Origin of the sequence: Streptomyces sp. NPDC005202 (genome assembly GCF_040608235.1) — a bacterium.
In the GTDB taxonomy this organism is placed as follows: Bacteria; Actinomycetota; Actinomycetes; order Streptomycetales; family Streptomycetaceae; genus Streptomyces.
Genome location: NZ_JBEXHW010000021.1, coordinates 73,541 through 94,081 on the forward strand (window position 1 = coordinate 73,541; position 20,541 = coordinate 94,081).

At 71.2% G+C, this 20,541-nt stretch carries 18 protein-coding genes, 1 tRNA gene and 1 pseudogene; 13 read left to right on the forward strand and 7 right to left on the reverse strand.

Features of this window, described 5'->3' with window-relative positions; all coding sequences use genetic code 11:
- Positions 1–118: 118 nt before the first annotated feature.
- The 4 genes and pseudogenes from ABZV31_RS25895 to ABZV31_RS25910 form a co-directional block, all read left to right on the forward strand.
- The gene (locus ABZV31_RS25895; RefSeq protein WP_355898210.1) at positions 119–1,669 is read left to right on the forward strand and encodes a PP2C family protein-serine/threonine phosphatase; all 1,551 of its coding nucleotides are present in this window, start codon (positions 119–121) and stop codon (positions 1,667–1,669) included.
- A gap of 84 nt (positions 1,670–1,753) precedes the next feature.
- Positions 1,754–3,217 carry an aminopeptidase P family protein gene (locus ABZV31_RS25900; protein WP_355898213.1) on the forward strand — a complete coding sequence of 488 codons (1,464 nt, stop codon included), beginning with the start codon at positions 1,754–1,756 and terminating at the stop codon, positions 3,215–3,217.
- A 181-nt stretch (positions 3,218–3,398) separates the two neighbouring features.
- Positions 3,399–4,766, forward strand: a complete 1,368-nt coding sequence (locus ABZV31_RS25905) for a PLP-dependent aminotransferase family protein (protein WP_355898215.1) — start codon at positions 3,399–3,401, stop codon at positions 4,764–4,766.
- Between the two features lie 66 nt (positions 4,767–4,832).
- Positions 4,833–5,093 (forward strand): annotated as a pseudogene (locus tag ABZV31_RS25910) (MFS transporter); the annotation flags it as partial.
- 249 nt (positions 5,094–5,342) lie between these two features.
- On the opposite strand, the gene ABZV31_RS25915 reads toward ABZV31_RS25910, so the two are convergent.
- Positions 5,343–5,789 (reverse strand): ATP-binding protein, encoded by a 447-nt coding sequence (locus ABZV31_RS25915; RefSeq protein WP_355898218.1) that lies wholly within the window; start codon positions 5,787–5,789, stop codon positions 5,343–5,345.
- A 222-nt stretch (positions 5,790–6,011) separates the two neighbouring features.
- On the opposite strand from ABZV31_RS25915, the gene ABZV31_RS25920 reads away from it, so the two are divergent.
- The 9 genes from ABZV31_RS25920 (at position 6,012) to ABZV31_RS25960 (ending at position 15,969) form a co-directional block, all read left to right on the forward strand.
- Positions 6,012–6,887 (forward strand): hypothetical protein, encoded by an 876-nt coding sequence (locus tag ABZV31_RS25920; protein WP_355898221.1) that lies wholly within the window; start codon positions 6,012–6,014, stop codon positions 6,885–6,887.
- Between the two features lie 165 nt (positions 6,888–7,052).
- A complete protein-coding gene (locus tag ABZV31_RS25925) occupies positions 7,053–7,793 on the forward strand; it encodes a YcnI family protein (RefSeq protein ID WP_355898224.1) in 741 nt (246 codons plus the stop codon).
- Between the two features lie 92 nt (positions 7,794–7,885).
- Positions 7,886–8,536 carry an SCO family protein gene (locus tag ABZV31_RS25930; protein ID WP_355898226.1) on the forward strand — a complete coding sequence of 217 codons (651 nt, stop codon included), beginning with the start codon at positions 7,886–7,888 and terminating at the stop codon, positions 8,534–8,536.
- A gap of 38 nt (positions 8,537–8,574) precedes the next feature.
- Positions 8,575–9,009 (forward strand): copper chaperone PCu(A)C, encoded by a 435-nt coding sequence (locus ABZV31_RS25935; RefSeq protein ID WP_355898305.1) that lies wholly within the window; start codon positions 8,575–8,577, stop codon positions 9,007–9,009.
- 13 nt (positions 9,010–9,022) lie between these two features.
- Positions 9,023–11,011, forward strand: coding sequence for a copper resistance protein CopC (locus ABZV31_RS25940; RefSeq protein ID WP_355898229.1), 1,989 nt, complete (start codon positions 9,023–9,025; stop codon positions 11,009–11,011).
- Positions 11,012–11,019: 8 nt separating this feature from the next.
- Positions 11,020–12,342 carry an iron uptake transporter deferrochelatase/peroxidase subunit gene (efeB, locus tag ABZV31_RS25945; RefSeq protein WP_355898232.1) on the forward strand — a complete coding sequence of 441 codons (1,323 nt, stop codon included), beginning with the start codon at positions 11,020–11,022 and terminating at the stop codon, positions 12,340–12,342.
- Between the two features lie 78 nt (positions 12,343–12,420).
- Positions 12,421–13,353, forward strand: a complete 933-nt coding sequence (pheA, locus tag ABZV31_RS25950; RefSeq protein WP_355898235.1) for a prephenate dehydratase — start codon at positions 12,421–12,423, stop codon at positions 13,351–13,353.
- 529 nt (positions 13,354–13,882) lie between these two features.
- Complete coding sequence (gene serS / locus ABZV31_RS25955; RefSeq protein WP_355898236.1) at positions 13,883–15,160, forward strand: serine--tRNA ligase; 1,278 nt, start codon at positions 13,883–13,885, stop codon at positions 15,158–15,160.
- Positions 15,157–15,969 carry an HAD family hydrolase gene (locus ABZV31_RS25960; protein WP_355898239.1) on the forward strand — a complete coding sequence of 271 codons (813 nt, stop codon included), beginning with the start codon at positions 15,157–15,159 and terminating at the stop codon, positions 15,967–15,969. Before serS ends, ABZV31_RS25960 begins: the two co-directional genes overlap by 4 nt.
- Before the next feature lie 197 nt (positions 15,970–16,166).
- Here the strand turns inward: ABZV31_RS25960 and ABZV31_RS25965 are convergent.
- From ABZV31_RS25965 to ABZV31_RS25990, 6 genes are all read right to left on the reverse strand, one after another.
- Positions 16,167–16,254 (reverse strand) — tRNA-Ser (locus ABZV31_RS25965).
- A gap of 276 nt (positions 16,255–16,530) precedes the next feature.
- A complete protein-coding gene (locus ABZV31_RS25970) occupies positions 16,531–16,773 on the reverse strand; it encodes a hypothetical protein (protein ID WP_355898242.1) in 243 nt (80 codons plus the stop codon).
- A gap of 101 nt (positions 16,774–16,874) precedes the next feature.
- Positions 16,875–17,594: an ABC transporter permease gene (locus ABZV31_RS25975; protein ID WP_355898245.1), complete on the reverse strand. Its 720-nt coding sequence runs from the start codon at positions 17,592–17,594 to the stop codon at positions 16,875–16,877.
- Positions 17,595–17,604: 10 nt separating this feature from the next.
- Positions 17,605–18,516, reverse strand: a complete 912-nt coding sequence (locus ABZV31_RS25980; protein ID WP_355898248.1) for an ABC transporter ATP-binding protein — start codon at positions 18,514–18,516, stop codon at positions 17,605–17,607.
- Between the two features lie 49 nt (positions 18,517–18,565).
- Entirely contained in the window at positions 18,566–19,474 is a 909-nt protein-coding gene (locus ABZV31_RS25985; RefSeq protein WP_355898250.1) for an ABC transporter permease, read from the reverse strand.
- On the reverse strand, positions 19,464–20,438 hold the full coding sequence (locus ABZV31_RS25990; RefSeq protein ID WP_355898308.1) for an ABC transporter ATP-binding protein: 975 nt from the start codon (positions 20,436–20,438) through the stop codon (positions 19,464–19,466). The genes ABZV31_RS25985 and ABZV31_RS25990 overlap by 11 nt, the downstream gene beginning before the upstream one ends.
- Positions 20,439–20,541 lie beyond the last annotated feature (103 nt).

The following is a 20,541-nucleotide window of genomic DNA, read 5'->3' on the forward strand; positions in this document are numbered from 1 at the left end:
CCCAGTCGACCGCAACAAGCCGTTCCCTGAGGCAGTTTCAAGCCAACTTTGCCATTCCGCAAGAGGGCCGGAGAAAGACCCCAAGAGACCCTCTGACACCAGGAATCCCAACAGGACAATGCTGGACATCTCCTCACGAGTGCGTGTACATGTGGAGATACTGCTAGCGGCGCAGAATGACATGGGGGTTCGCGATGCTTTTGAGCAATACGCACCGGTCGGAAAGCCGGACGCCATGAACGCCCCTCACCCTCCGAAAGTGGCTGGAATCGATTCAACGGTTCCGGCACCGGCACACACTGTCCCGCCCGCGCCTTCCGCCCCGGGTACCTCTTCGGCCGGCTCCCCGAACAGCCCGAATCCCCCGCACACCCCGTACGCGCCGGGGGTCCTGCTGCTCCAGGACCGGCTCGCGGGCTGGGTCTCCGACCTCACGACCCTCCACGAACTCACCGAGCGGCTGGCCCGTACGGACAGGCTCGACGCCGCCCTGAAGGAACTGCTGCGCGCCGGTGCCGCCCTCGTGGGCGCCCGGCGCGGTCTCGTCGTGCTGGAACCGGACGACGGACTCGGCCCCGACACCACCACCGGCCTGGGTCTCGCCCGGGCCGATCTCGGTCACATCGAGACCGTGCCGCGCAGCGCGATGCCGTACGGGATGCTCCTCGACACCGCCGCCGGACTGCCGAGCGGCCACGGCGAGATCGTGCGGCCCGACCTGTTCGCCGAGGACGGCCTCCACCCCCGCCACCGCGAGGTGGCCGCCCGCCTCGGCTACGCCGCCAGCTACGCACTGCCCCTGTCCACCGAGGCCGCCGGCCGGCTCGGCGCCGCCGTGTGGTTCTACGACGAGCCGGCCGAGCCGTCCGAGCGCCGGCGCCACCTCGCCGGCCTCTACGTCCGCCACGCCACCGAACACCTGGCCCGGCTCCTCGAAATCGAGCGCACGCGCGCGTGCATGGCGACGATGTCCGAGGGGCTGCTGCCCTCCCGGCTGCCCCGGGTACCCGGCGTCCAGCTCGCGGCCCGGCACCGCACCGGCCCGCGCGGCGGCGGCGACTGGTACGACGCACTGCCGCTGCCCGACGCCGCGCTCGGCCTCGCGGTCGGCTCGGTCACCGGGTCGGGGCCCAGCGCGGTCGCCGCGATGGGGCGGCTGCGCGCGTCGCTCAGGGCGTACGCCGTGATGGAGGGCGAGGACCCCGTCGCCGTCCTGTCCGACCTCGAACTGCTCCTGCGCCTGACCGAGCCCGCCCGCTCCGCCACCGCCCTGTTCGTCTACTGCGAGCCCACGCTGCGCAAGATCACGCTGGCCGGCGCCGGGCACAGCCCGCCGCTGCTGGTCGGCGAGCGGCGCACGGAGTTCGTGGAGACCTCCGTGTCCGCGCCGCTGGGGATGCTCGCCTGCTGGGAGGCGCCGAGCCTGGAGTTCCAGGCGGGGGCGGGCGAGACGCTGCTGCTCTACACCGACGGGCTGCTGCACCGCACCGGCGACCCCGTGGACCGCGCCTTCGCCCGGCTGCACGCGGCCGCCGCGAGCGTTCCCCGCGCCCTGCGCCGCGACCCCGGGGCCGTCGCCGACCACGTCCTGCGGACGGTGCTGCCGGACGGGCTGGACGCGGCGGACGGCGCGGAGGACGTGGTGCTGCTGGCGGCGCGGTTCGAATAGCGCTCCGGACACCCGTCCTTCGACCCTGGGCTCCCTTCGGTACGAACGTACGATGGGGGGTGGTTCAGTGCCGCACCTAGGAGGATGACCGTGGCGGAAGAGCTCCCGGAGACCCCGGAGACTGCCGAAGAGGAGCCGATCAAGCAGCGCAAGAACGGCCTGTACCCGGGCGTGTCCGACGAGCTGGCCGAGAACATGAAGTCCGGCTGGGCCGACACGGAGCTGCGCGACCTGGAGCCGATCCCCCAGGCCGAGCGGACCGCCGCCCGCCGCGCCGCGCTGTCCGCCCGCTTCCCCGGTGAGCGCCTGGTCATCCCCGCCGGCAACCTGAAGACCCGCTCGAACGACACGGAGTACCCCTTCCGGGCGTCGGTCGAGTACGCGTACCTCACCGGCAACCAGACCGAGGACGGCGTCCTGGTCCTGGAGCCCACTGCCGACGGCCACCGGGCGACGATCTACCTCCTGCCCCGCTCCGACCGCGAGAACGGCGAGTTCTGGCTCTCCGGCCAGGGCGAGCTGTGGGTCGGCCGCCGCCACTCCCTCGCCGAGGCCGAGCAGCTGTACGGCATCCCCGCCTCCGACGTGCGCGAGCTGCCCGACGAGCTGCGCGAGGCCACCGGCCCGGTCCGCGTGGTGCGCGGCTACGACGCCGGCATCGAGGCGGCTTTGACCGACAAGGTCACCGCCGAGCGCGACGAGGAGCTGCGCGTCTTCCTCTCCGAGGCCCGCCTGATCAAGGACGAGTTCGAGATCGGTGAGCTGCAGAAGGCCGTCGACTCGACCGTGCGCGGCTTCGAGGACGTGGTGAAGGTCCTCGACAAGGCCGAGGCGACGAGTGAGCGCTACATCGAGGGCACGTTCTTCCTCCGCGCGCGCGTGGAGGGCAACGACGTCGGCTACGGCTCCATCTGCGCGGCCGGCCCGCACGCCTGCACGCTGCACTGGGTGCGCAACGACGGCCCGGTCCGCTCCGGCGACCTGCTCCTGCTGGACGCGGGCGTCGAGACGCACACCCTGTACACCGCCGACGTCACGCGCACGCTGCCGATCAACGGCACCTACAGCGAGATCCAGAGGAAGATCTACGACGCCGTGTACGAGGCGCAGGAGGCCGGTATCGCGGCGGTCAAGCCGGGTGCCAAGTACCGCGACTTCCACGACGCCGCGCAGCGCGTGCTCGCCGAGAAGCTCGTCGAATGGGGCCTGGTCGAGGGCCCGGTCGAGCGGGTCCTGGAGCTCGGCCTGCAGCGCCGCTGGACGCTGCACGGCACCGGCCACATGCTCGGCATGGACGTCCACGACTGCGCGGCCGCTCGGACGGAGACGTACGTCGACGGGACGCTGGAGCCCGGCATGGTCCTCACCGTCGAGCCCGGCCTGTACTTCCAGGCCGACGACCTGACGGTCCCGGAGGAGTACCGCGGCATCGGCGTCCGCATCGAGGACGACATCCTCGTCACCGAGGACGGCAACCGGAACCTGTCGGCCGCGCTGCCGCGCCGTTCCGACGAGGTCGAGGCCTGGATGGCGTCCCTGAAGGGCTGAATCGCCTTTGCCGAGGTGCCGTTCGACGGCCCTATGGTGCCGATCAAGGGCTGATACGACACTGATGGCCGGGTACCTGTGAGGTGCCCGGCCATTCACGTGCATGCACGCGAGGGATCACGTGCCTGGATACACGTGCTTGGATTCACGTGCCAAGGGGATGCCTAGGGGGACGGTTTTCGTGGACGACTTCTGGTCCGGTGTCGGGGTGGACCTGCATCTGGAGCCGGACGCTGCGGCGGGCCGCCGGGCGGGGCTCGAGAAGGCGCTCAGGGACGCCGTACGGGACGGGCGGCTGGCGCCCGGGACGCGGCTGCCGGCGACCCGGCGGCTCGCGGCCGAGCTCGGCATCTCGCGGGGCACCGCGAAAGCGGCGTACGACCAGCTGGTCGCCGAGGGGTATCTGACGGCACGGCAGGGCTCGGGCACCCAGGTCGCCGCGCTGCCCGCGGTCGACGCAGAGGAGCCGGGTGCGGTGGCACGCGCGCGTGCGCCCCGTTTCGATCTGCGGCCCGGCAGCCCGGACGTCGGGGCGTTCCCGGCGGCGGCCTGGCTGCGGGCGCTGCGCCGCGCCATCGCGACGGCGCCCTCACTGGCGTACGACTACGGCGACCCGCGCGGCCGGATCGAGCTGCGCACGGCGCTGTCGGGCTACCTGGGGCGGGCGCGCGGGGTGATCGCGCCGCCGGAGCGGATCGTGATCACCTCCGGGTACGTGCAGGGGCTGGCGCTCCTCACGCGCGTGCTGGACGGCGGCACGGTCGCCATGGAGGACCCCGGACTGCCCTTCCACCGCGAGGTGGTGCGGCGCAACGGCGGAAGCGTGACGTCGGTACCGGTCGACGAACGAGGAGCCTGCGCGCAGGACCTGGGCGACGAAAGAGCCGCGGTCGTCACACCCGCGCACCAGTACCCGACCGGCGTGACCCTGCATCCCGAGCGGCGGCGGGCGCTCACCGACTGGGCACGCGCGCGTGGCGGTCTGATCGTCGAGGACGACTACGACGGGGAGTTCCGCTACGACCGCCAGCCCGTCGGCGCGCTCCAGGGCATGGCGCCGGGGCAGGTGGTGTACCTGGGCACCGCCTCCAAGACCCTCGGGCCCGCCCTGCGGCTCGGCTGGATGGTGCTGCCGCCCCACCTGGTCGACGCGGTGGCCGACGCCAAACTGCACAGCGACCACCACACCGAGACCATCGGCCAGTTGGCGCTCGCGGAGCTCATCGACAGCCACGCCTACGGCCGGCACGTACGCGCGTGCCGACTGCGCTACCGGCGGCGCCGCGACCAGCTCCTGGACCGGCTGGGCTCGCGTCGGCGCGTGCGCGGGATCGCGGCCGGGCTGCACGCGCTGGTGGAGGTCGCCGACGAGGCCGAGGTGCTGGCCAGGGCGGAGGCGGAGGGCCTCGCGGTCGGCCACCTGGGCGACCATTGGCACACACCGGGCGAGGGGCGGCCGCAGGGGCTGGTCGTCGGATACGGGACGCCCCGGCAGCGGGTGTATCCGGAGGCGCTGGACGTGTTGGGGAAAGTCCTGGACGGGGCGTGAAACGTTCCGCCGACGGGGCGGGAAGTCCCTGGATTGGACCAGGAAACACCCCTGCCATTGGGCCTGTTGAGGGGTCCGCCGCACTTCTACTCCCTCGTCCCGCCCGTCGGCCCGCGGCGCGTCCTGGCGCTGGCCCAGCTGACCAACTCCGTGGGAGACGGCGCCTACTACGTCACCTCGGCCCTGTACGTCACCCGCGTCGTCGGCCTCGCCCCCGCGCGCGTGGCGCTCGGGCTGACGGTCGCCTGGGCGGTGGGGTCGCTGATGGGCGTGCCTCTGGGGCGGCTCGCGGACCGGCGCGGGCCGCGCGGTACGGCCGTGCTGCTAGGCGCTGGCGACAGCGCTGGCGGTGGAGTGTGGGGCACGCCCGGCTGGCTGCTGCTGGCCGGCGCGACGCTGGCGGCGTCGTACGCGATGGGACCGGCGGCGCGGCAGGCGGCCGGCCGCGCGGGCGGGAAGGCGGGCCGTACAGGCGGGGAGGTCGGCCGCGCGGGAGGCGGGCCGTACAGGCGGGGAGGCCGGCCGGGCGGGCGAAGGGGCCGGGCCGCCCGCGCTCGTGAGCTGACCGGGTCGGGCCTACACGGCCACCAGCGACGCGTCCTTCCGCCACTTGAGGATCTTGTCGAAGCTCACCACCGCCCCGCTCCGGCCCGGCTTGTTGCCGATGTGGACATGGTCGGCGAGCTCCTGGATGAGGCACAGACCGCGGCCGTGCTCGGCCTCGGCGTGCGCAGCGCGGACCGGGGTACGGCGCCCACCGGACGGGAAACCGGGGCCCGAGTCGGCCACCTCGATGCGGCACTTCTCACCGTCGAGGTAGGCGGTGACGCGGTACGCCTCCGAGGAGTCGTCGTCCCCGCCGTGCTCGACGGCGTTCGCGCAGGCCTCGCTCAGGGCGACGGACAGGTCGTACGAGATGTCGGGGTCGACGCCCGCGGTCTCCATCGTGCCGAGAAACAGTCGCCGGGCGAGCGGAACGCTCGCAGCTTCGCGCCGCAGATGGAGTGACCACCAGATGCTCATGCTCCAGCCTCCTGGCTGCGGCTCGACATACCGTTACGTATTGCCCCGCGTGCTCGACCGTAAGCACGGAGTTGACGCGGCACCGCCCGATCGGCGGATGCGGCAGGGGCGGAATCGGTGTATGTGGGGGCTGCCGGTAGCAGACGGTGACCTTCCGGTCGTAGGGCATTTTGTGGACCTGCCGTAGGGCGCGCGTCGGCCCAGTGGGATGATGAGCCCGCCATGACTGCCCCCCACCCGTGCACGGCGCGCTCCGGAAGCGATCTCCGGATCCTGCGGGCCGCGGTGTTCGCCGCGGTCTGCGTCGTGCTGGCCGCGGCCGGTCACACGCTGGCCTCCTGCGCCACGGTTCCGCTGTGGTCGCTGGGCGCGGGATTCCTGGGGGCGCTCGTCCTCGTGGCGCCGCTCGCCGGGCGCGAGCGGTCGCTGCCGGGGATCGCGGCGCTGCTCGCGGTCGGCCAGACCGTGCTGCATACGCTGTTCGGGCTGGCACAGCGCGGTACCGGGGGCATGGCGTCCGGTGCCATGCCCATGGGCTCGACGGGCTCCATGGCCTCGACGGGCTCCATGAGCTCCATGCCGGCGATGTCCGACGCCACGCTGGTCGAGCGGGCCGCGCGGCTCGTGTGCGGAACCACCGCGGCGGCGATCAGCCCCGCCCAGGCCCACAAGATCCTCGTCGACGCCCGCATCTACGACAGCACCGGCATGGACATGAGCGCCATGCACCACCCGGCGGACGCCCTGTCCACCGCCGGCTCCACGGCCTCGCTGCTGCCGTCCCTGCCCATGCTGCTCGGGCACGTCCTCGCCGCGATCGCCGCGGGCTGGCTGCTGCGCCGCGGAGACCTGGCCCTGCTGCGGCTGATCGAGCTTTCGGCGCACCGAGTCGCCGAAGGGGCGCTCGTACGGTCGCTGCGCGGGGCGCTCGCGCTGGTGCGCGCCCTGCGCGCCGGGCTGCCGGCCGCGCCCGAGGCGGGCCGGCACTTCTGGCGCACCGCACACTGCGCGCCCCTTGCGCCCTCCACCACCGCACTCCAGCACACGGTGATTCGACGCGGCCCGCCGGCCGCTGCCGCACTCGCCCTCGCTGCCTGACGCGACGCGACCCCACCCCCGCGCGGAGTTCCGCCGGAGGGAGCGGCCGCCGTCGTGCGGCACGCGCGCGTGCCCGTTTCCCGGGAGTCCGCACCGCCGGTCGCCCCTGCGCACGCGTATCCCTCCTCACCACCGGAACTCACTCGAATCGGAGTGCTCACTGCCATGAAGGCTTCTCGTCTCGCCGCCGCCGGTGCCGTCGCGGGCTCGGCCGTCCTCGTCCTGTCCGCCCCCGCGTTCGCGCACGTCACCGTGCAGCCGGAGAGCACGCCCGCCAAGGGCGGCTACACCGTTGTCGACTTCAAGGTCCCCAACGAGCGCGACAACGCCTCCACCACCAAGCTCGAGGTCAACTTCCCGACCGACCACCCGCTGGCCTCCGTGATGCCGGAGCCGATCCAGGGCTGGAAGATCGAGGTCACCAAGTCCAAGCTGGCCAAGCCGCTCGAGATGCACGGCGAGAAGATCTCCGAGGCCGTGACCAAGGTCACCTGGACCGCCGACGGCAAGGGCATTCAGCCCGGCTACTTCCAGAAGTTCCCGGTGTCGATCGGCGCGCTGCCCGAGGACACCGACCAGCTCGTCTTCAAGGCCCTCCAGACGTACTCCAACAACGAGGTCGTCCGCTGGATCGAGCTGCAGAAGGACGGCCAGGCCGAGCCCGAGAACCCGGCGCCGGTCCTGGAGCTGGCCACCGCCTCCTCCACGGACGACCACCACGGCTCGGGCGCCAAGGACGCCTCCAGCGACTCCAAGGCCGCCGCCCAGAACACCGCCGCCGACACCTCCGCCGAGAACGGCGGCAGCGACACCACGGCCCGCGTCCTCGGTGTCGTGGGCATCGTCGTCGGCGTGGCCGGCGTGGCGTACGGCGTGCTCGCCGGCCGCCGGCGGACCACCGCCTGATCACGCTCGTCCGCGACGCGCACAGGGGGTCGTGCGCCCCTTGCGTACGACCCCGGTGCGCGCCGGAGTTCTCACATCTGGGACATTTTTCTATGCGCAAGAAGACGTTCGCCGCGGCCGCGCTGCTCGCCGCCGCCACGATGACCCTCTCCGCCTGCGGCAGCGGCGACAACAGCAAGAACCCCGTCGCCGTCGTCTCCGAGGACACCTCGAAGAAGGCCGCGACCATCCTCGACAAGCCGTTCGGGAAGCCGGATCTGGTGCTCACCGACACGCACGGCAAGAAGTACGACTTCCGCAAGGAGACCGCGGGCCGTCCGACGCTGATCTACTTCGGCTACACCCACTGCCCCGACATCTGCCCGCTGACGATGAACAACATCGCGGTCGCCAAGAAGTCGCTGCCCAAGGCCGAGCAGGACAAGCTGCGCGTGGTGTTCGTCACCACCGATCCGGGGCGCGACACCCCCGCCGAGCTGGGCAAGTGGCTCAAGGGCATCGACCCCCAGTTCATCGGCCTGACCGGCGACTTCCCCACGATCCAGGCCGGCGCCCGCACCCTCGGCATCTCCATCGAGCCGACGAAGAAGGACAAGAACGGCAAGATCGTCTCGGAGCACGGCACCCAGGTCATCGCCTTCTCGCCCAAGACCGACGGCGGGTACGTCCTCTACGACGACCAGGCCACCGTCGACGACTACACCAAGGACCTCCCCAAGATCATCAAGGGGGAGAACCCGTGAAGCGTCTCGCACCAGCAGCCGCGCTGACAGCCGGGGTCATGGCCGGGGTCATGGCGCTTGCGGGCTGCGGCGGCTCGGCCTCCGGCTCCGACGGGGGGAAGCCCGAGCTCTCCGTCGGCTCCGCCTACATGCCGCAGCCCGTCTCGGACTCCATGGCGGCCGGATTCCTGACGATCACCAACAAGGGTGGTACGCAGGACCAGCTGACCTCGGTCACGAGCGACGCCGCGGGCGACGTCACCGTGCACCAGACCGTCGGAGGGGCGATGCAGGAGGTCGACCACCTCGCCGTCCCGGCCCACGGTCAACTCGTGTTCAAGAGCGGCGGCAACCACCTGATGTTCGACAAGCTGAAGCGCAGGCCGAAACAGGGCCAGACGATCCTGGTCGAACTGCACTTCGCCAAGTCCGGAGACCTCAAGGTTGAGATGCCGGTGAAGTCCGCCACGTACAACCCCGCGACCGGACACTGAGGGAGGGACCACCTTGACGCAGACCATCACCCCCCGCGTCCGGACCCTGGTGCTGCTGCTCCTGGCCGTCACCGGCGTGCTCCTCGCCGGGGTCGGGCCGGCCTCCGCGCACGCCGCGCTGACCGGCAGCGACCCCCAGCAGGGGGTGGTGGTCGACAAGGCGCCCACCCAGGTGTCGCTGACCTTCTCCGAGAAGGTCGCCATGAACGACGACTCGCTGCGCGTCCTCGACCCCCAGGGCAAGCGCGTCGACGCCGGCAAACCGGCGAACGTCAGCGGCACGACGTACGCCGTGCAACTGCACAACGGGCTGCACAACGGCACCTACACCGTCACCTACCAGGTGGTGTCGGCAGACAGCCACCCCGTCGGCGGCGCCTACACCTTCTCCGTCGGCGCCCCCTCCAAGACCTCCGTCGCGCTCGGCGGACAGGATGTGGGCGGCGGGGTCGTCGGCTGGCTGTACGGGCTCGGACGGTACGTGTCGTACGCCGGCTTCGTCGTCCTCGTCGGCGGCGCTGCCTTCGTGCTGGCCTGCTGGCAGCGGGGCGCGGGCGTGCGGGCCGTACAGCGGCTGGTCGTCTCCGGCTGGGTCGCGCTCACCACGGCCACGCTCGCGCTGCTGCTCCTGCGCGGCTCCTACACCACGTCCGGAAGGGTCGGGGACGTCTTCGACCTGAACCTCCTCGGGCAGGTGCTCCAGACCAAGACGGGCGCGGCCCTCGTCTCCCGGCTGCTGCTGCTCGCCGCGGCGGCGCTGTTCATCGCGGTGCTCTTCGGGGCGTACGCCCGCCCATCGCCCACCATCACCCCGGATGACGGCGCTGCGGGCCGGCTGCCCGACGCGAGGGACGACGCGGAGAAGCGGGACCTGACCTTCGGACTCGCGATCGGCGGTGTCGTCGTCGCCGCCGGGCTCGCGGCGAGCTGGGCGATGGCCGAGCACGCCTCGACCGGCCTCCAGCCGGGGATCGCGATGCCGGTTGACGTCGTCCACCTGCTGGCGGTCGCCGCTTGGCTCGGCGGGCTCGTCGCCCTCCTCGTCGCGCTGTACCGGGCGCCCGCGGAGACCCCGCTCGAGACCTCGGCCGTACGCCGCTTCTCCCGCGTCGCCTTCGGGTCCGTCCTCGCGCTGGTCGCCACCGGGACCTACCAGGCCTGGCGCCAGGTCGGCTCCTGGTCGGCGCTCACCGGCACGCGGTACGGACAGCTGCTCCTCGTCAAGATCGGCCTGGTGGTGCTGCTGGTCGGCATCGCGTGGATCTCCCGGCGGTGGACGCGGCGACTGGCGGAGACAGTTGTCGCGAAGGCGGCGGCGAAGCCTCGTACGAAGGAGAACGAGAAGGAGCCCGCGGCCGTACGAAAGGGTGCCGCCGCGAGCGGGAAGACCTCGGCCGGCGGTGACTCCCGACGGGCCGCTCAGCTCGCCCGGCAGCGGGCCGCCGTGGATGCCGCGCGGCAGAAGCGGCTGCGGGACGCCGACCCCAACCGGTTCGGGCTGCGCCGCTCCGTGCTCGCGGAAGCCGGTGTCGCCCTGGTGCTGCTCGCCGTCACCACCGTGCTGACGCAGACCGAGCCGGGGCGCACGGAGGAGGAGGCCAAGGCCGCCACGTCGTCCTCGGCGTCCTCGTCGTCCTCCTCGTCGTCCTCCTCGTCGACGGGGGCGGTGACGCTGGACATGCCGTTCGACACCGGCGGCCAGGACGGCAAGGGCGTCGTACGGCTCGACCTCGACCCCGCGCGGGTGGGCGGCAACGAGATGCACGTCTACGTGCAGCGGCCCAACGGCCGGGCCTTCGACATCCCCGAGGTGAAGGTCGCCTTCACCCTGACCGCGAAGAAGATCGGGCCGCTTCCGGTGGCCCCCGACCACATCGCCACCGGGCACTGGGCGGCCAGCGGAGTGCAGATCCCCATGGCGGGCGACTGGAAGATCGCCGTGACCGTGCGGACCTCCGACATCGACCAAGTGACCGTCACCAAGAACGCGCAGATCGGCTGAACCCCACCATGGCTGACCAGTCCACTCCGGAGGCCGCTCCCCAGAACTCCGCCCAGGACTCCCAGAAGGCCTCCCCGCAGGCCTCCCACAAGGCCTCGCCGAAAGCAAGCGCCCCCAAGGAGGGCCTGTCACGGCGGCGGCTGCTCGGCACCGCCGGTGCCACCGGGCTCGTGCTCGGCGCGGCGGGCGGGGCCGTGGGGTACGCGGCCGCGCCGACCGGGGCCACGCCGCTCACCTCGCTGGGCTCCGACCGGGCGATGTTTCACGGGAAACATCAGCCCGGCATCACCGACGCCCTCCAGGCCCGCGGTCACCTCATCGCCTTCGACCTGGCGGCGGGCGCGGGCCGCAAGGAGGCGGCCGCCCTGCTGCGCCGCTGGTCGGCGACGGCCGAGCGGCTGATGGCGGGCGAGGCCGCCGCGCACGACGACACCGACGTCGCCCGGGACGCCGGCCCGTCGTCGCTGACGATCACCTTCGGCTTCGGCCACAGCTTCTTCGACCGGACGGGCCTGCAGAAGCAGCGGCCGGTCGCCCTCGACCCGCTGCCCGACTTCTCCTCCGACCAGCTCGACAAGGCACGCAGCAACGGCGACCTGTGGGTGCAGATCGGCGCCAACGACGCGCTGGTCGCCTTCCACGCCCTGCGCGCGATCCAGAAGGATGCGGGTAGCGCCGCCCGCATCCGCTGGCAGATGAACGGCTTCAACCGCTCCCCCGGCGCCACCGCGCACCCCATGACGGCCCGCAACCTGATGGGCCAGATCGACGGCACGCGCAATCCGAAACCGACCGACGCCGACTTCGACCAGCGCATCTTCGTCCCCGCCAACGGCGAACCGGCATGGATGGCGAACGGTTCCTACGCCGTCGTACGCCGGATCCGGATGCTCCTGGACGACTGGGAGAAGCTGTCGCTCGCCCAGCAGGAGGAGGTCATCGGGCGCCGCAAGGCCGACGGGGCGCCGCTGTCCGGAGGCACCGAGACGACCGCGATGGACCTGGAAAAGACGGACTCCCAGGGCAACCCGGTCATCCCCATCAACGCGCACGCCCGCATCACCCGCCCCGACCAGAACGGGGGCGCGGCGATGCTCCGCCGTCCGTTCTCCTACCACGACGGCTTCGACGCGGACGGCACCCCCGACGCCGGCCTGCTCTTCATCTGCTGGCAGGCCGACCCGCTGCGCGGCTTCGTGCCGGTGCAGCGCAAGCTGGACCGCGGCGACGCCCTGTCGAAGTACATACGGCACGAGGCGAGCGGCCTGTTCGCGGTGCCGGGTGGGGCGAAAAAGGGGGAGTATGTGGGGCAACGGTTGCTGGAGGGCTGAGGGCCCCTGGTTCACTCACGGGAGGGACTCTCGTGAGACACGTGAGCCGCGTTTCTGTAGGCCCATTAGGGTGAGGTCATGCCAGCGAGCTATGCGTATCTCGGCCCCGAGGGCACCTTCACCGAAGTCGCCCTGCGCACGCTTCCGGAGGCGGCCACCCGGGAGCTGATCCCGTACGTCTCCGTACAGTCCGCGCTGGACGCGGTGCGCGGCGGTGAGGCCGAGGCCGCGTTCGTGCCGATCGAGAACTCCGTCGAGGGCGGCATCACCACCACGCTCGACGAGCTGGTCGCGGGCGAGCCACTGATGATCTACCGCGAGGTGCTGCTGTCGATCACCTTCGCGCTGCTGGTCAGGCCGGGCACCAAGCTGTCCGACATCAAGACGGTCACCGCCCACCCGGCCGCCCAGCCGCAGGTGCGCAACTGGCTGAAGGCGAACCTCCCGGACGCCACCTGGGAATCGGCCGCCTCGAACGCGGACGGCGCCCGCCTGGTGCAGGAGGGCCGATACGACGCCGCCTTCGCGGGCGAGTTCGCGGCCGCCCGGTACGGCCTTCAGGCCCTGGAGACCGGGATCCACGACGCGGAGAACGCGCAGACGCGGTTCGTCCTGGTCGGCCGGCCCGCCCGGCCGGCGGCCCCGACCGGCGCGGACAAGACATCCGTGGTGCTGTGGCAGCGGGACGACCATCCGGGCGGGCTGCGCGACCTGCTGGGCGAGTTCGCCACCCGCGGCATCAACCTGATGCTGCTGCAGTCCCGCCCGACAGGCGCCGGCATCGGCAACTACTGCTTCTGCATCGATGCCGAGGGGCACATCACCGACCGCCGGATGGCCGAGGCCCTGATGGGGCTCAAGCGGATCTGCCTGCAGGTGCGCTTTCTCGGCTCGTACCCGCGCGCGGACGTCAAACCGGACGACGTACGGCCGCCGCTCGCAGGTACCTCGGACGAGGAGTTCGTGGCGGCGGCGGACTGGGTGGCGCGCTGCCAGGACGGCCGTTTCTAGCCGCTTCCAGCCAGTCCTACCTGCAGATCTTCGTTATCCACAGAGGTTATCCACAGGCGGCATTCTCTACCTGGGGACAAGTCGACAGTGAAGCGCTACTCAGTCGACAAATCGCCCTACGACCCCTCTGCGCGGCCACCGTCACACAAGTCACCCTTCGTCCACTCGTTTCCTTTGGTTCATCTTTTGGAGCGACCTTTTTCCACCCGAAAGTGGGTGTCGGGCTGGTTTGAGCCGGGAATTCTTGCGTCCGCTCAGCACTTCCGGAGTGATCAATTTCGGCGTCCACAGATCTTCGCACAGCCTGTGGATAACTCTCCGGTGGGTGTGGATCCCTGTGGACAACCGCGGCCCCAAGTCCCGTTTCCCACAAGGAAATCGAGTCAACCCGACGCCTGCCGCCCGCCCGGTTCCAGGGAGTGAGACGCCGTTTATTGACAAGGTGCGCAATTCGTCCATAACTGCACGTAAGCCGCAGTTCGCAATACTGAGTCGTGAGCCGGAACCCTGCACCGGTAGCCTTGACCGCGTGATTGACCTTCGCCTGCTCCGTGAGGACCCCGATCGTGTGCGCGCGTCGCAGCGCGCCCGTGGAGAGGACGTCGCGCTCGTCGACGCTCTCCTGTCTGCCGACGAGCGGCGCAGGTCGTCCGGCGTCCGCTTCGACGAGCTGCGCGCCGAGCAGAAGGCGCTCGGCAAGCTCATCCCCAAGGCCACCGGGGACGAGAAGGCCGAGCTGCTGAAGAAGGCGAGCCAGCTCGCCGCCGACGTCAAGGCGGCCGACGCCGAGCGCGACGCGGCCGACGCCGAGACCCAGGAGCTCGTGCTCCAGCTCGGCAACCTCGTGCACCCCGACGTCCCGGTCGGCGGCGAGGAGGACTTCGTCACGCTGGAGACGCACGGCACGGTCCGCGACTTCGCCGCCGAGGGCTTCGAGCCCAAGGACCACCTGGAGCTCGGCCAGCTCCTCGGCGCGATCGACGTGGAGCGCGGCGCGAAGGTCTCCGGCTCGCGCTTCTACTTCCTGACGGGTGTCGGCGCGCTCCTCGATCTGGCGCTCGTGAACGCGGCCATGGCCCAGGCCACCGCGGCCGGCTTCACGCCGATGCTGACCCCGGCGCTGGTCCGCCCGCAGTCGATGGCCGGCACGGGCTTCCTCGGCCAGGCGGCCCAGGATGTCTACCACCTCGAAAAGGACGACCTCTACCTGGTCGGCACGTCCGAGGTGCCGCTGGCCGCCTACCACATGGACGAGATCATCGACGCGGACCGGCTGCCGCTGCGCTACGCGGGCTTCTCCCCGTGCTTCCGCCGCGAGGCCGGCTCGCACGGCAAGGACACGCGCGGCATCTTCCGCGTGCACCAGTTCGACAAGGTCGAGATGTTCTCCTACGTCAATCCGGAGGAGTCGCAGGAGGAGCACCGGCGGCTGCTGGAGTGGGAGAAGCAGTGGCTGACGTCGCTGGAGCTGCCGTTCCGGGTCATCGACGTCGCCTCGGGTGACCTCGGCGCCTCGGCCTCGCGCAAGTTCGACTGCGAGGCCTGGATCCCGACCCAGGGCAAGTACCGCGAGCTGACCTCGACCTCGGACTGCACCGAGTTCCAGTCGCGCCGCCTGCAGATCCGCGTCCGCGACGGCAAGCAGGTGCGCCCGCTGGCCACGCTCAACGGCACGCTGTGCGCCGTACCGCGCACCATCGTCGCGATCCTGGAGAACCACCAGCAGGCCGACGGCTCCGTGCGCGTGCCGGAGGTGCTGCGTCCCTACCTCGGCGGCCGGGAGGTCCTGGAACCGGTGACCAAGTGAGGGCACCCGTTCCCGCGTTCCCGTACCGGCTGATAGCGACCGACCTCGACGGAACGCTCCTGCGCTCCGACGAGTCGGTCTCGCAGCGCACACGTGAGGCGCTCGCCGCGGCCACCGCGGCGGGTGCCGCACACATCGTCGTCACGGGCCGAGCGGTCCCTTGGACCCGGCACATCCTCGACGACCTCGGCTACCAGGGCCTCGCGGTCTGCGGCCAGGGCGCGCAGGTGTACGACGCAGGGGAGCACCGCCTGCTGACGTCGGTGACCCTGGACCGGCAGCTGGCCGGTGTGGCCCTGGCCAAGATCGAGGCGGAGGTCGGCCCGCTGTACCTGGCGGCGAGCCGCGACGGCCTGGACGGCGAGGTGCTGGTGGGCCCCGGGTACGCGGTCACGGGCGCCCTTCCGGCCACCCCGTTCACGGACGCGTCGGACCTCTGGACCGCCCCGCTGAACAAGATCTACATCCAGCACCCGACGTTGACGGACGACGAACTGACCGAGGTGGCCCACCAGGCCGCCGGCGGCTTCGTCACGGTCACCATGGCCGGCGAGGGCATCGTCGAACTCCTCCCCCTCGGCCTCTCCAAGGCCACGGGCCTGTCCCTGGCGGCCCGCCGCCTGGGCCTGAAAGCGGTCGACACCCTTGCCTTCGGCGACATGCCCAACGACATCCCGATGTTCGCCTGGTCGGCGCGTGGAGTGGCGATGGCCAACGCCCACGAGGAACTGAAGGCGGTCGCGAACGAGGTGACGTCCTCGAACGAGGAGGACGGCATCGCGGTGGTGCTGGAGCGGTTGCTGGCCTGACGGCTTGCCGCCATGGGCTACCGATGGGTGGTGTACGGCGGAAGGTGTCGACTCGACTCTGCCGAGCGAGCCGTTCAGAGGGGCCGGAACCACGGCGGTCTGCGGAGCTCCCGCGCGGTCCTGGTCATGCGGTGCCGTTGCTCCCTTCCCCCGTGCCCAGGCCGAGAAGCCGGCCAGGTCGGAGCGACAGCGTCTTGCGGAGGATGCGCGGATCGAACGCGCGCGGGCTTTCCAGGCCCGACCACGGCTTAGCAAGCCGGTGCCTTTCCACTCGGCCAATCCTCCGGGTGGGCGGCCCACGCGACAGCGGATCGCGGATCGCGTGCTCGAAGCGGCCGCCCCGGGCAGCTCCCCGTGTGGGGCGGGCTCGACGGAGCGGGTGGTTACTCCGGAGCCCGCCGCGGGCTGCCCTGCCGGGAGCTGGGCGAACTGTCGTGCATCGACATCGCCCGGCTCCTCTCCCAGAACGTGGCGCCGGTTTCGGTCCGGCGTCGTGAACACCACTACTGTGCCCGCGCGCCGGATGGCATGCCACTGATTAAAGGGCGGCCGGACGTCCCCCTACCGCCGCCGCCACCTGCGCCGACGCACCTTGCTGAAGAACCACCCCGCGGGCGGCTCGTCGGAGCGCCACGGCTGCGGCTCGGGCTCCTCGCGGCGCCAGCGCGCGGCCAGCATCCGCGCCCGTGCCGACGGTTCGGACGTCTCGGCGGCCCGTATGAAGTCGTCGTCGAGGACGACGCCGTCCCACACGTCGTCCCCCGACCGTCCGCGACCGTCATGCTGAGGCGCCTCGCCTGCCATCCCCGTTCCTCTCCACCATCCGCCCTCTTTGCCCAGTGTGCCCGGGGAGAGATGAAGCCTCCGTCAAGATCGGGCGAGCCCGCCCGCTGGAGGACGAACCGTCACTCCTCGCCGGCCAGCGTCAGCGACCGCAGCTTCTGCCCGGCGTACCAGGTGGCCAGCACGGTCACCGCGACCAGCAGCACCGTCGCCGTCGGCAGCCCCACGTCGGAGGTCACGAGGTCCCCGCCGGCGACCTTGTGGGCGACAGCCAGCGACCACTGCTGGACGCTCAGTGTGCGCGCCCCGGGCACGAGGGAGCCGAACAGCGCCTCCCAGACCAGCGCGTAGACGAGCCCGAAGACCACCGCGTGCCGGGACACCGTGCCCAGGAGGAGGAAGAGGGCCGCGTAGGCGATGGAGGCGACCAGCGCGGCCACCGTGTAGGCCACCGCGATCTGCTGCCCGTTGCCGTTGAGGATCAGCCCGGCGACGAGTGTGGGCACCGCCGAGAACACCATCGTCACCGCGATCGCCACGATCAGCTTGGTGAAGATGATCGCCGGCCGCTTCAGCGGCTTGGACAGCAGATACACCACCGAGCCGTCGTCGATCTCCGGTCCGATCGCGCCGGTGCCCGCGATGACGCCGATGATCGGCACCATCGTGGCGAGGGCGAACCCGCCCAGGACGTTCACCGCCGTCTGGTCGTCGGCACCGGCAAGGGCTCGCACGGCCACGGCGATCACGATGAGCAGCAGCGGCAGCGCGCCGAGGATGAGGGCCCGGCGGCGGCCGAGCAGGGCCCGGTAGGTGAGCCGGGCGACTGTGGGGTCGTACATCTTCGGCCTCCTACGCCGCGACCAGATACGAGAAGACGGACTCGAGGGACTCGTCGGACGGCGAGACCGTGTGCAGCCGGATGCCGTGGTCCCTCGCCACCCTCGGCAGCAGGACCGTGAACCGGCCGAAGTCGACGGCCTGGATGCGCAGTGCGCCCTCGGCGAGGTCGACCTCGATGCCGGACGTCGACGGGTCGGCGATCAGCGCGGCGGCAAGGGCGCGGTCGTCGCTGGAGCGCACCAGGTAGCGGTGCGGGCGATCGGTCATCAGACGGCGGATCTTGCGGAAGTCTCCGCTGGCCGCGTGCCGTCCGGCGACGACGACCTCGATGTGCCGGGCGAGTTGCTCGACCTCCTCGAGAATGTGGGAGGAGAACAGCACCGTGCGGCCCTCGTCGCCCATGCGCCGCAGCAGGTCCATCAGCTGCATGCGCTGTCGCGGGTCCATGCCGTTGAACGGCTCGTCGAGCAGGAGCAGGGAGGGGTCGTGGACGAGCGCGGAGGCCATCTTCACGCGCTGCCGCATGCCCTTGGAGTAGGTGGAGATCTTCCGGTCCTGCGCGTACTCCATCTCGACCGTGGCCAGCGCCCGTTGCGCGGCCTTGGCGCCCAGGCCGTGCAACTCGGCGTTGGCGACGACGAATTCGCGGCCGGTGAGGAAGTCGTACATCGCCTCGCGCTCGGGGACGATGCCGATGTGCTTGTAGATCCGTTCGTTGCGCCACACCGGCTGCCCGTCGAGCGTGACGGAGCCCGTGGAGGGGGCGAGGAAGCCGCCCATCATGTTGATCAGGGTTGACTTGCCGGCGCCGTTGGGGCCGAGCAGGCCGGTGACGCCGGGGCCGATCGTCATGGTGATGTCGTTGACGGCGACCACGTTGCCGAACCAGCGGGAGACGTGGTCGATGGAAAGAATGCTCATGGGCGCAGCCCATTCCTTGGAAGGGTGGTGGCGGGCGACGGGTGGGCGGTCACAGTCCCACCTTCCGGTAGCGGCGCAGCAGGAGGCCGTAGCAGGCGGCGATGAGGCCCAGGACTGCGAGGACGTAGACGACGCCCTCTGCGCTGCCGGGACCGACACCACCGGGGGCGGAGGATGTCGCGCCGAGGAAGGCCGTCTGCACACCGTCGATGAGCGTGATCGGTGAGAAGAGACCGATCCAGGGGATGGCGCCGGTGCTGCCCTGCGCGTCCGCGATGGCCTGGAGCGTGGAGACCGCGCCGAAGGAGATGATCAGGACGGCGATGACGGCGGCGATGCCGAACCCGCGGCGCGGGGTCACGGCGGCGATGACCAGGCCGATGCCGACGAAGAGCAGTGAGAGCAGTGCCACGGAGACAAGTCCCTGTGCGAATCCCTTGGTCTGGTCGGCGAAGTCGAGCTTGGCCAGCAGCGCGCCGACGTAGAGCACGAGCAGCGGGGCCGCGGTCAGGATGAACATTGCCGAGGCCAGCGCCGCGTACTTGGCGCGGACGTAGTCGGCGGTCTCGATGGGCCGCGAGAAGTACAGCGGCACGGTCTTGAAACGCAGGTCGCGCGAGACGGACTGGGGTGCCTGCGAGGCGACGTACAGGCTGATGACGCCCTGCATGATGAGGGCGTAGCGCGTGTAGTCGACGGGCAGGTCCTTCATCTTGGTGGCGACCGCGACGGCGACCATGATGGCCGCGGGCACGCACATGACCACGAACAGCAACATCGGCAGCACCTTGGACTTCACCGAGCGGCCGAGGCCGTAGGCGCCGCGCAGGGACTGCGAGTACAGCGAGCGGCGGGCGTAGGCGCGGCCGAGGCGGGGGCCGTCATAGTTTCGGTAGCCGATGTTGTGGATGCGGGCCTGGTCACCCGACGGCGGTGCTACGGGGTGCTCAACTGCCATGGCCGACCGCCTCCTTCCGCTGTGCGTCGCGCTGTTGGTCGTCGTCCCGGAAGACCTCCGAGATGCGGTGCCGGCGCTGCTCCATGCGCACCAGGCCGAGGCCGAGGTCCGCGATGACGTCCCGCACCAGGTCGTACGTCTCCTCGCCCTGCGCGGTGAGCAGCAGCACGTGGCCCGCACCCGGCAGGCCGGAGCCGTGCTGGGTCTGCACCCCGCGCGCGTGGAGCGCGTCGCGGACCGCGCGGGTGCCGTCCGGGTGCTCGTCGCTGTCGGTGACCTCGATCGCGAGCGTGGTGGTGGTCTGGGTGAAGTCGGTGGTGGAGCTGGAGCGCAGCAGCTTGCCGCCGTCGATGACGACGACGTGGTCGCAGGTGCGCTCCAGCTCGCCCAGCAGGTGCGAGGTGACCAGGACCGAGATGCCGAAGTCGGTGTGGATGCGGCGGATCAGGCCGAGCATCTCGTCGCGGCCAACCGGGTCGAGGCCGTTGGTCGGCTCGTCGAGGAAGACCAGTTGCGGGTCGTGCACCAGCGCCTGGGCGAGCTTCACGCGCTGCTTCATGCCCGTCGAGTAGCCGCCGATGGGGCGGTAGCGCTCCTCGTACAGGCCGACGTGGCGCAGCGTGTCCGCGGTGCGCTCGCGCGCGGCGGTCGGGGGCAGGCCGGACATGCGCGCCATGTGGACGACGAACTCGGTGGCCGAGACGTCGGGCGGCAGGCAGTCGTGCTCCGGCATGTAGCCGACGCGCTCGCGGATGGCGGCGCCCTTGGTGGCGACATCGAGGCCGAGCACCTCGGCGCGGCCCTCGGTGGCGGGGGACAGACCCAGCAGGATCTTGATCAGTGTGGACTTGCCGGCTCCGTTGGCTCCGACGAGTCCCGTCACACCGGGTCCCACGTCCACGGAGAGCCGGTCAAGCGCGGTCACCCGGGGGAACCGCTTGCTCAGGCTTTCGGTCGCGATCACAGTCACGCCTTCGATCGTAGTGACGCGGGCTACGCCAGTCGTCAGACCGCAGAGCCCTCTTGGCGTCAGACTCCAGTCGTACGGGTCCTTAAGGGTCACCCTG

Excerpts from the sequence above, each read along its gene's own strand:
- ABZV31_RS25895 (WP_355898210.1), top strand. The coding sequence starts at position 119 with ATGCTGGACATCTCCTCACGAGTGCGTGTACATGTGGAGATACTGCTA.
- ABZV31_RS25900 (WP_355898213.1), top strand. The coding sequence starts at position 1,754 with ATGACCGTGGCGGAAGAGCTCCCGGAGACCCCGGAGACTGCCGAAGAG.
- ABZV31_RS25915 (WP_355898218.1), bottom strand. The coding sequence starts at position 5,789 with ATGAGCATCTGGTGGTCACTCCATCTGCGGCGCGAAGCTGCGAGCGTT.
- ABZV31_RS25920 (WP_355898221.1), top strand. The coding sequence starts at position 6,012 with ATGACTGCCCCCCACCCGTGCACGGCGCGCTCCGGAAGCGATCTCCGG.
- ABZV31_RS25925 (WP_355898224.1), top strand. The coding sequence starts at position 7,053 with ATGAAGGCTTCTCGTCTCGCCGCCGCCGGTGCCGTCGCGGGCTCGGCC.
- ABZV31_RS25930 (WP_355898226.1), top strand. The coding sequence starts at position 7,886 with ATGCGCAAGAAGACGTTCGCCGCGGCCGCGCTGCTCGCCGCCGCCACG.
- ABZV31_RS25935 (WP_355898305.1), top strand. The coding sequence starts at position 8,575 with ATGGCCGGGGTCATGGCGCTTGCGGGCTGCGGCGGCTCGGCCTCCGGC.
- efeB (WP_355898232.1), top strand. The coding sequence starts at position 11,020 with ATGGCTGACCAGTCCACTCCGGAGGCCGCTCCCCAGAACTCCGCCCAG.
- pheA (WP_355898235.1), top strand. The coding sequence starts at position 12,421 with ATGCCAGCGAGCTATGCGTATCTCGGCCCCGAGGGCACCTTCACCGAA.
- ABZV31_RS25970 (WP_355898242.1), bottom strand. The coding sequence starts at position 16,773 with ATGGCAGGCGAGGCGCCTCAGCATGACGGTCGCGGACGGTCGGGGGAC.
- ABZV31_RS25975 (WP_355898245.1), bottom strand. The coding sequence starts at position 17,594 with ATGTACGACCCCACAGTCGCCCGGCTCACCTACCGGGCCCTGCTCGGC.
- ABZV31_RS25980 (WP_355898248.1), bottom strand. The coding sequence starts at position 18,516 with ATGAGCATTCTTTCCATCGACCACGTCTCCCGCTGGTTCGGCAACGTG.
- ABZV31_RS25985 (WP_355898250.1), bottom strand. The coding sequence starts at position 19,474 with ATGGCAGTTGAGCACCCCGTAGCACCGCCGTCGGGTGACCAGGCCCGC.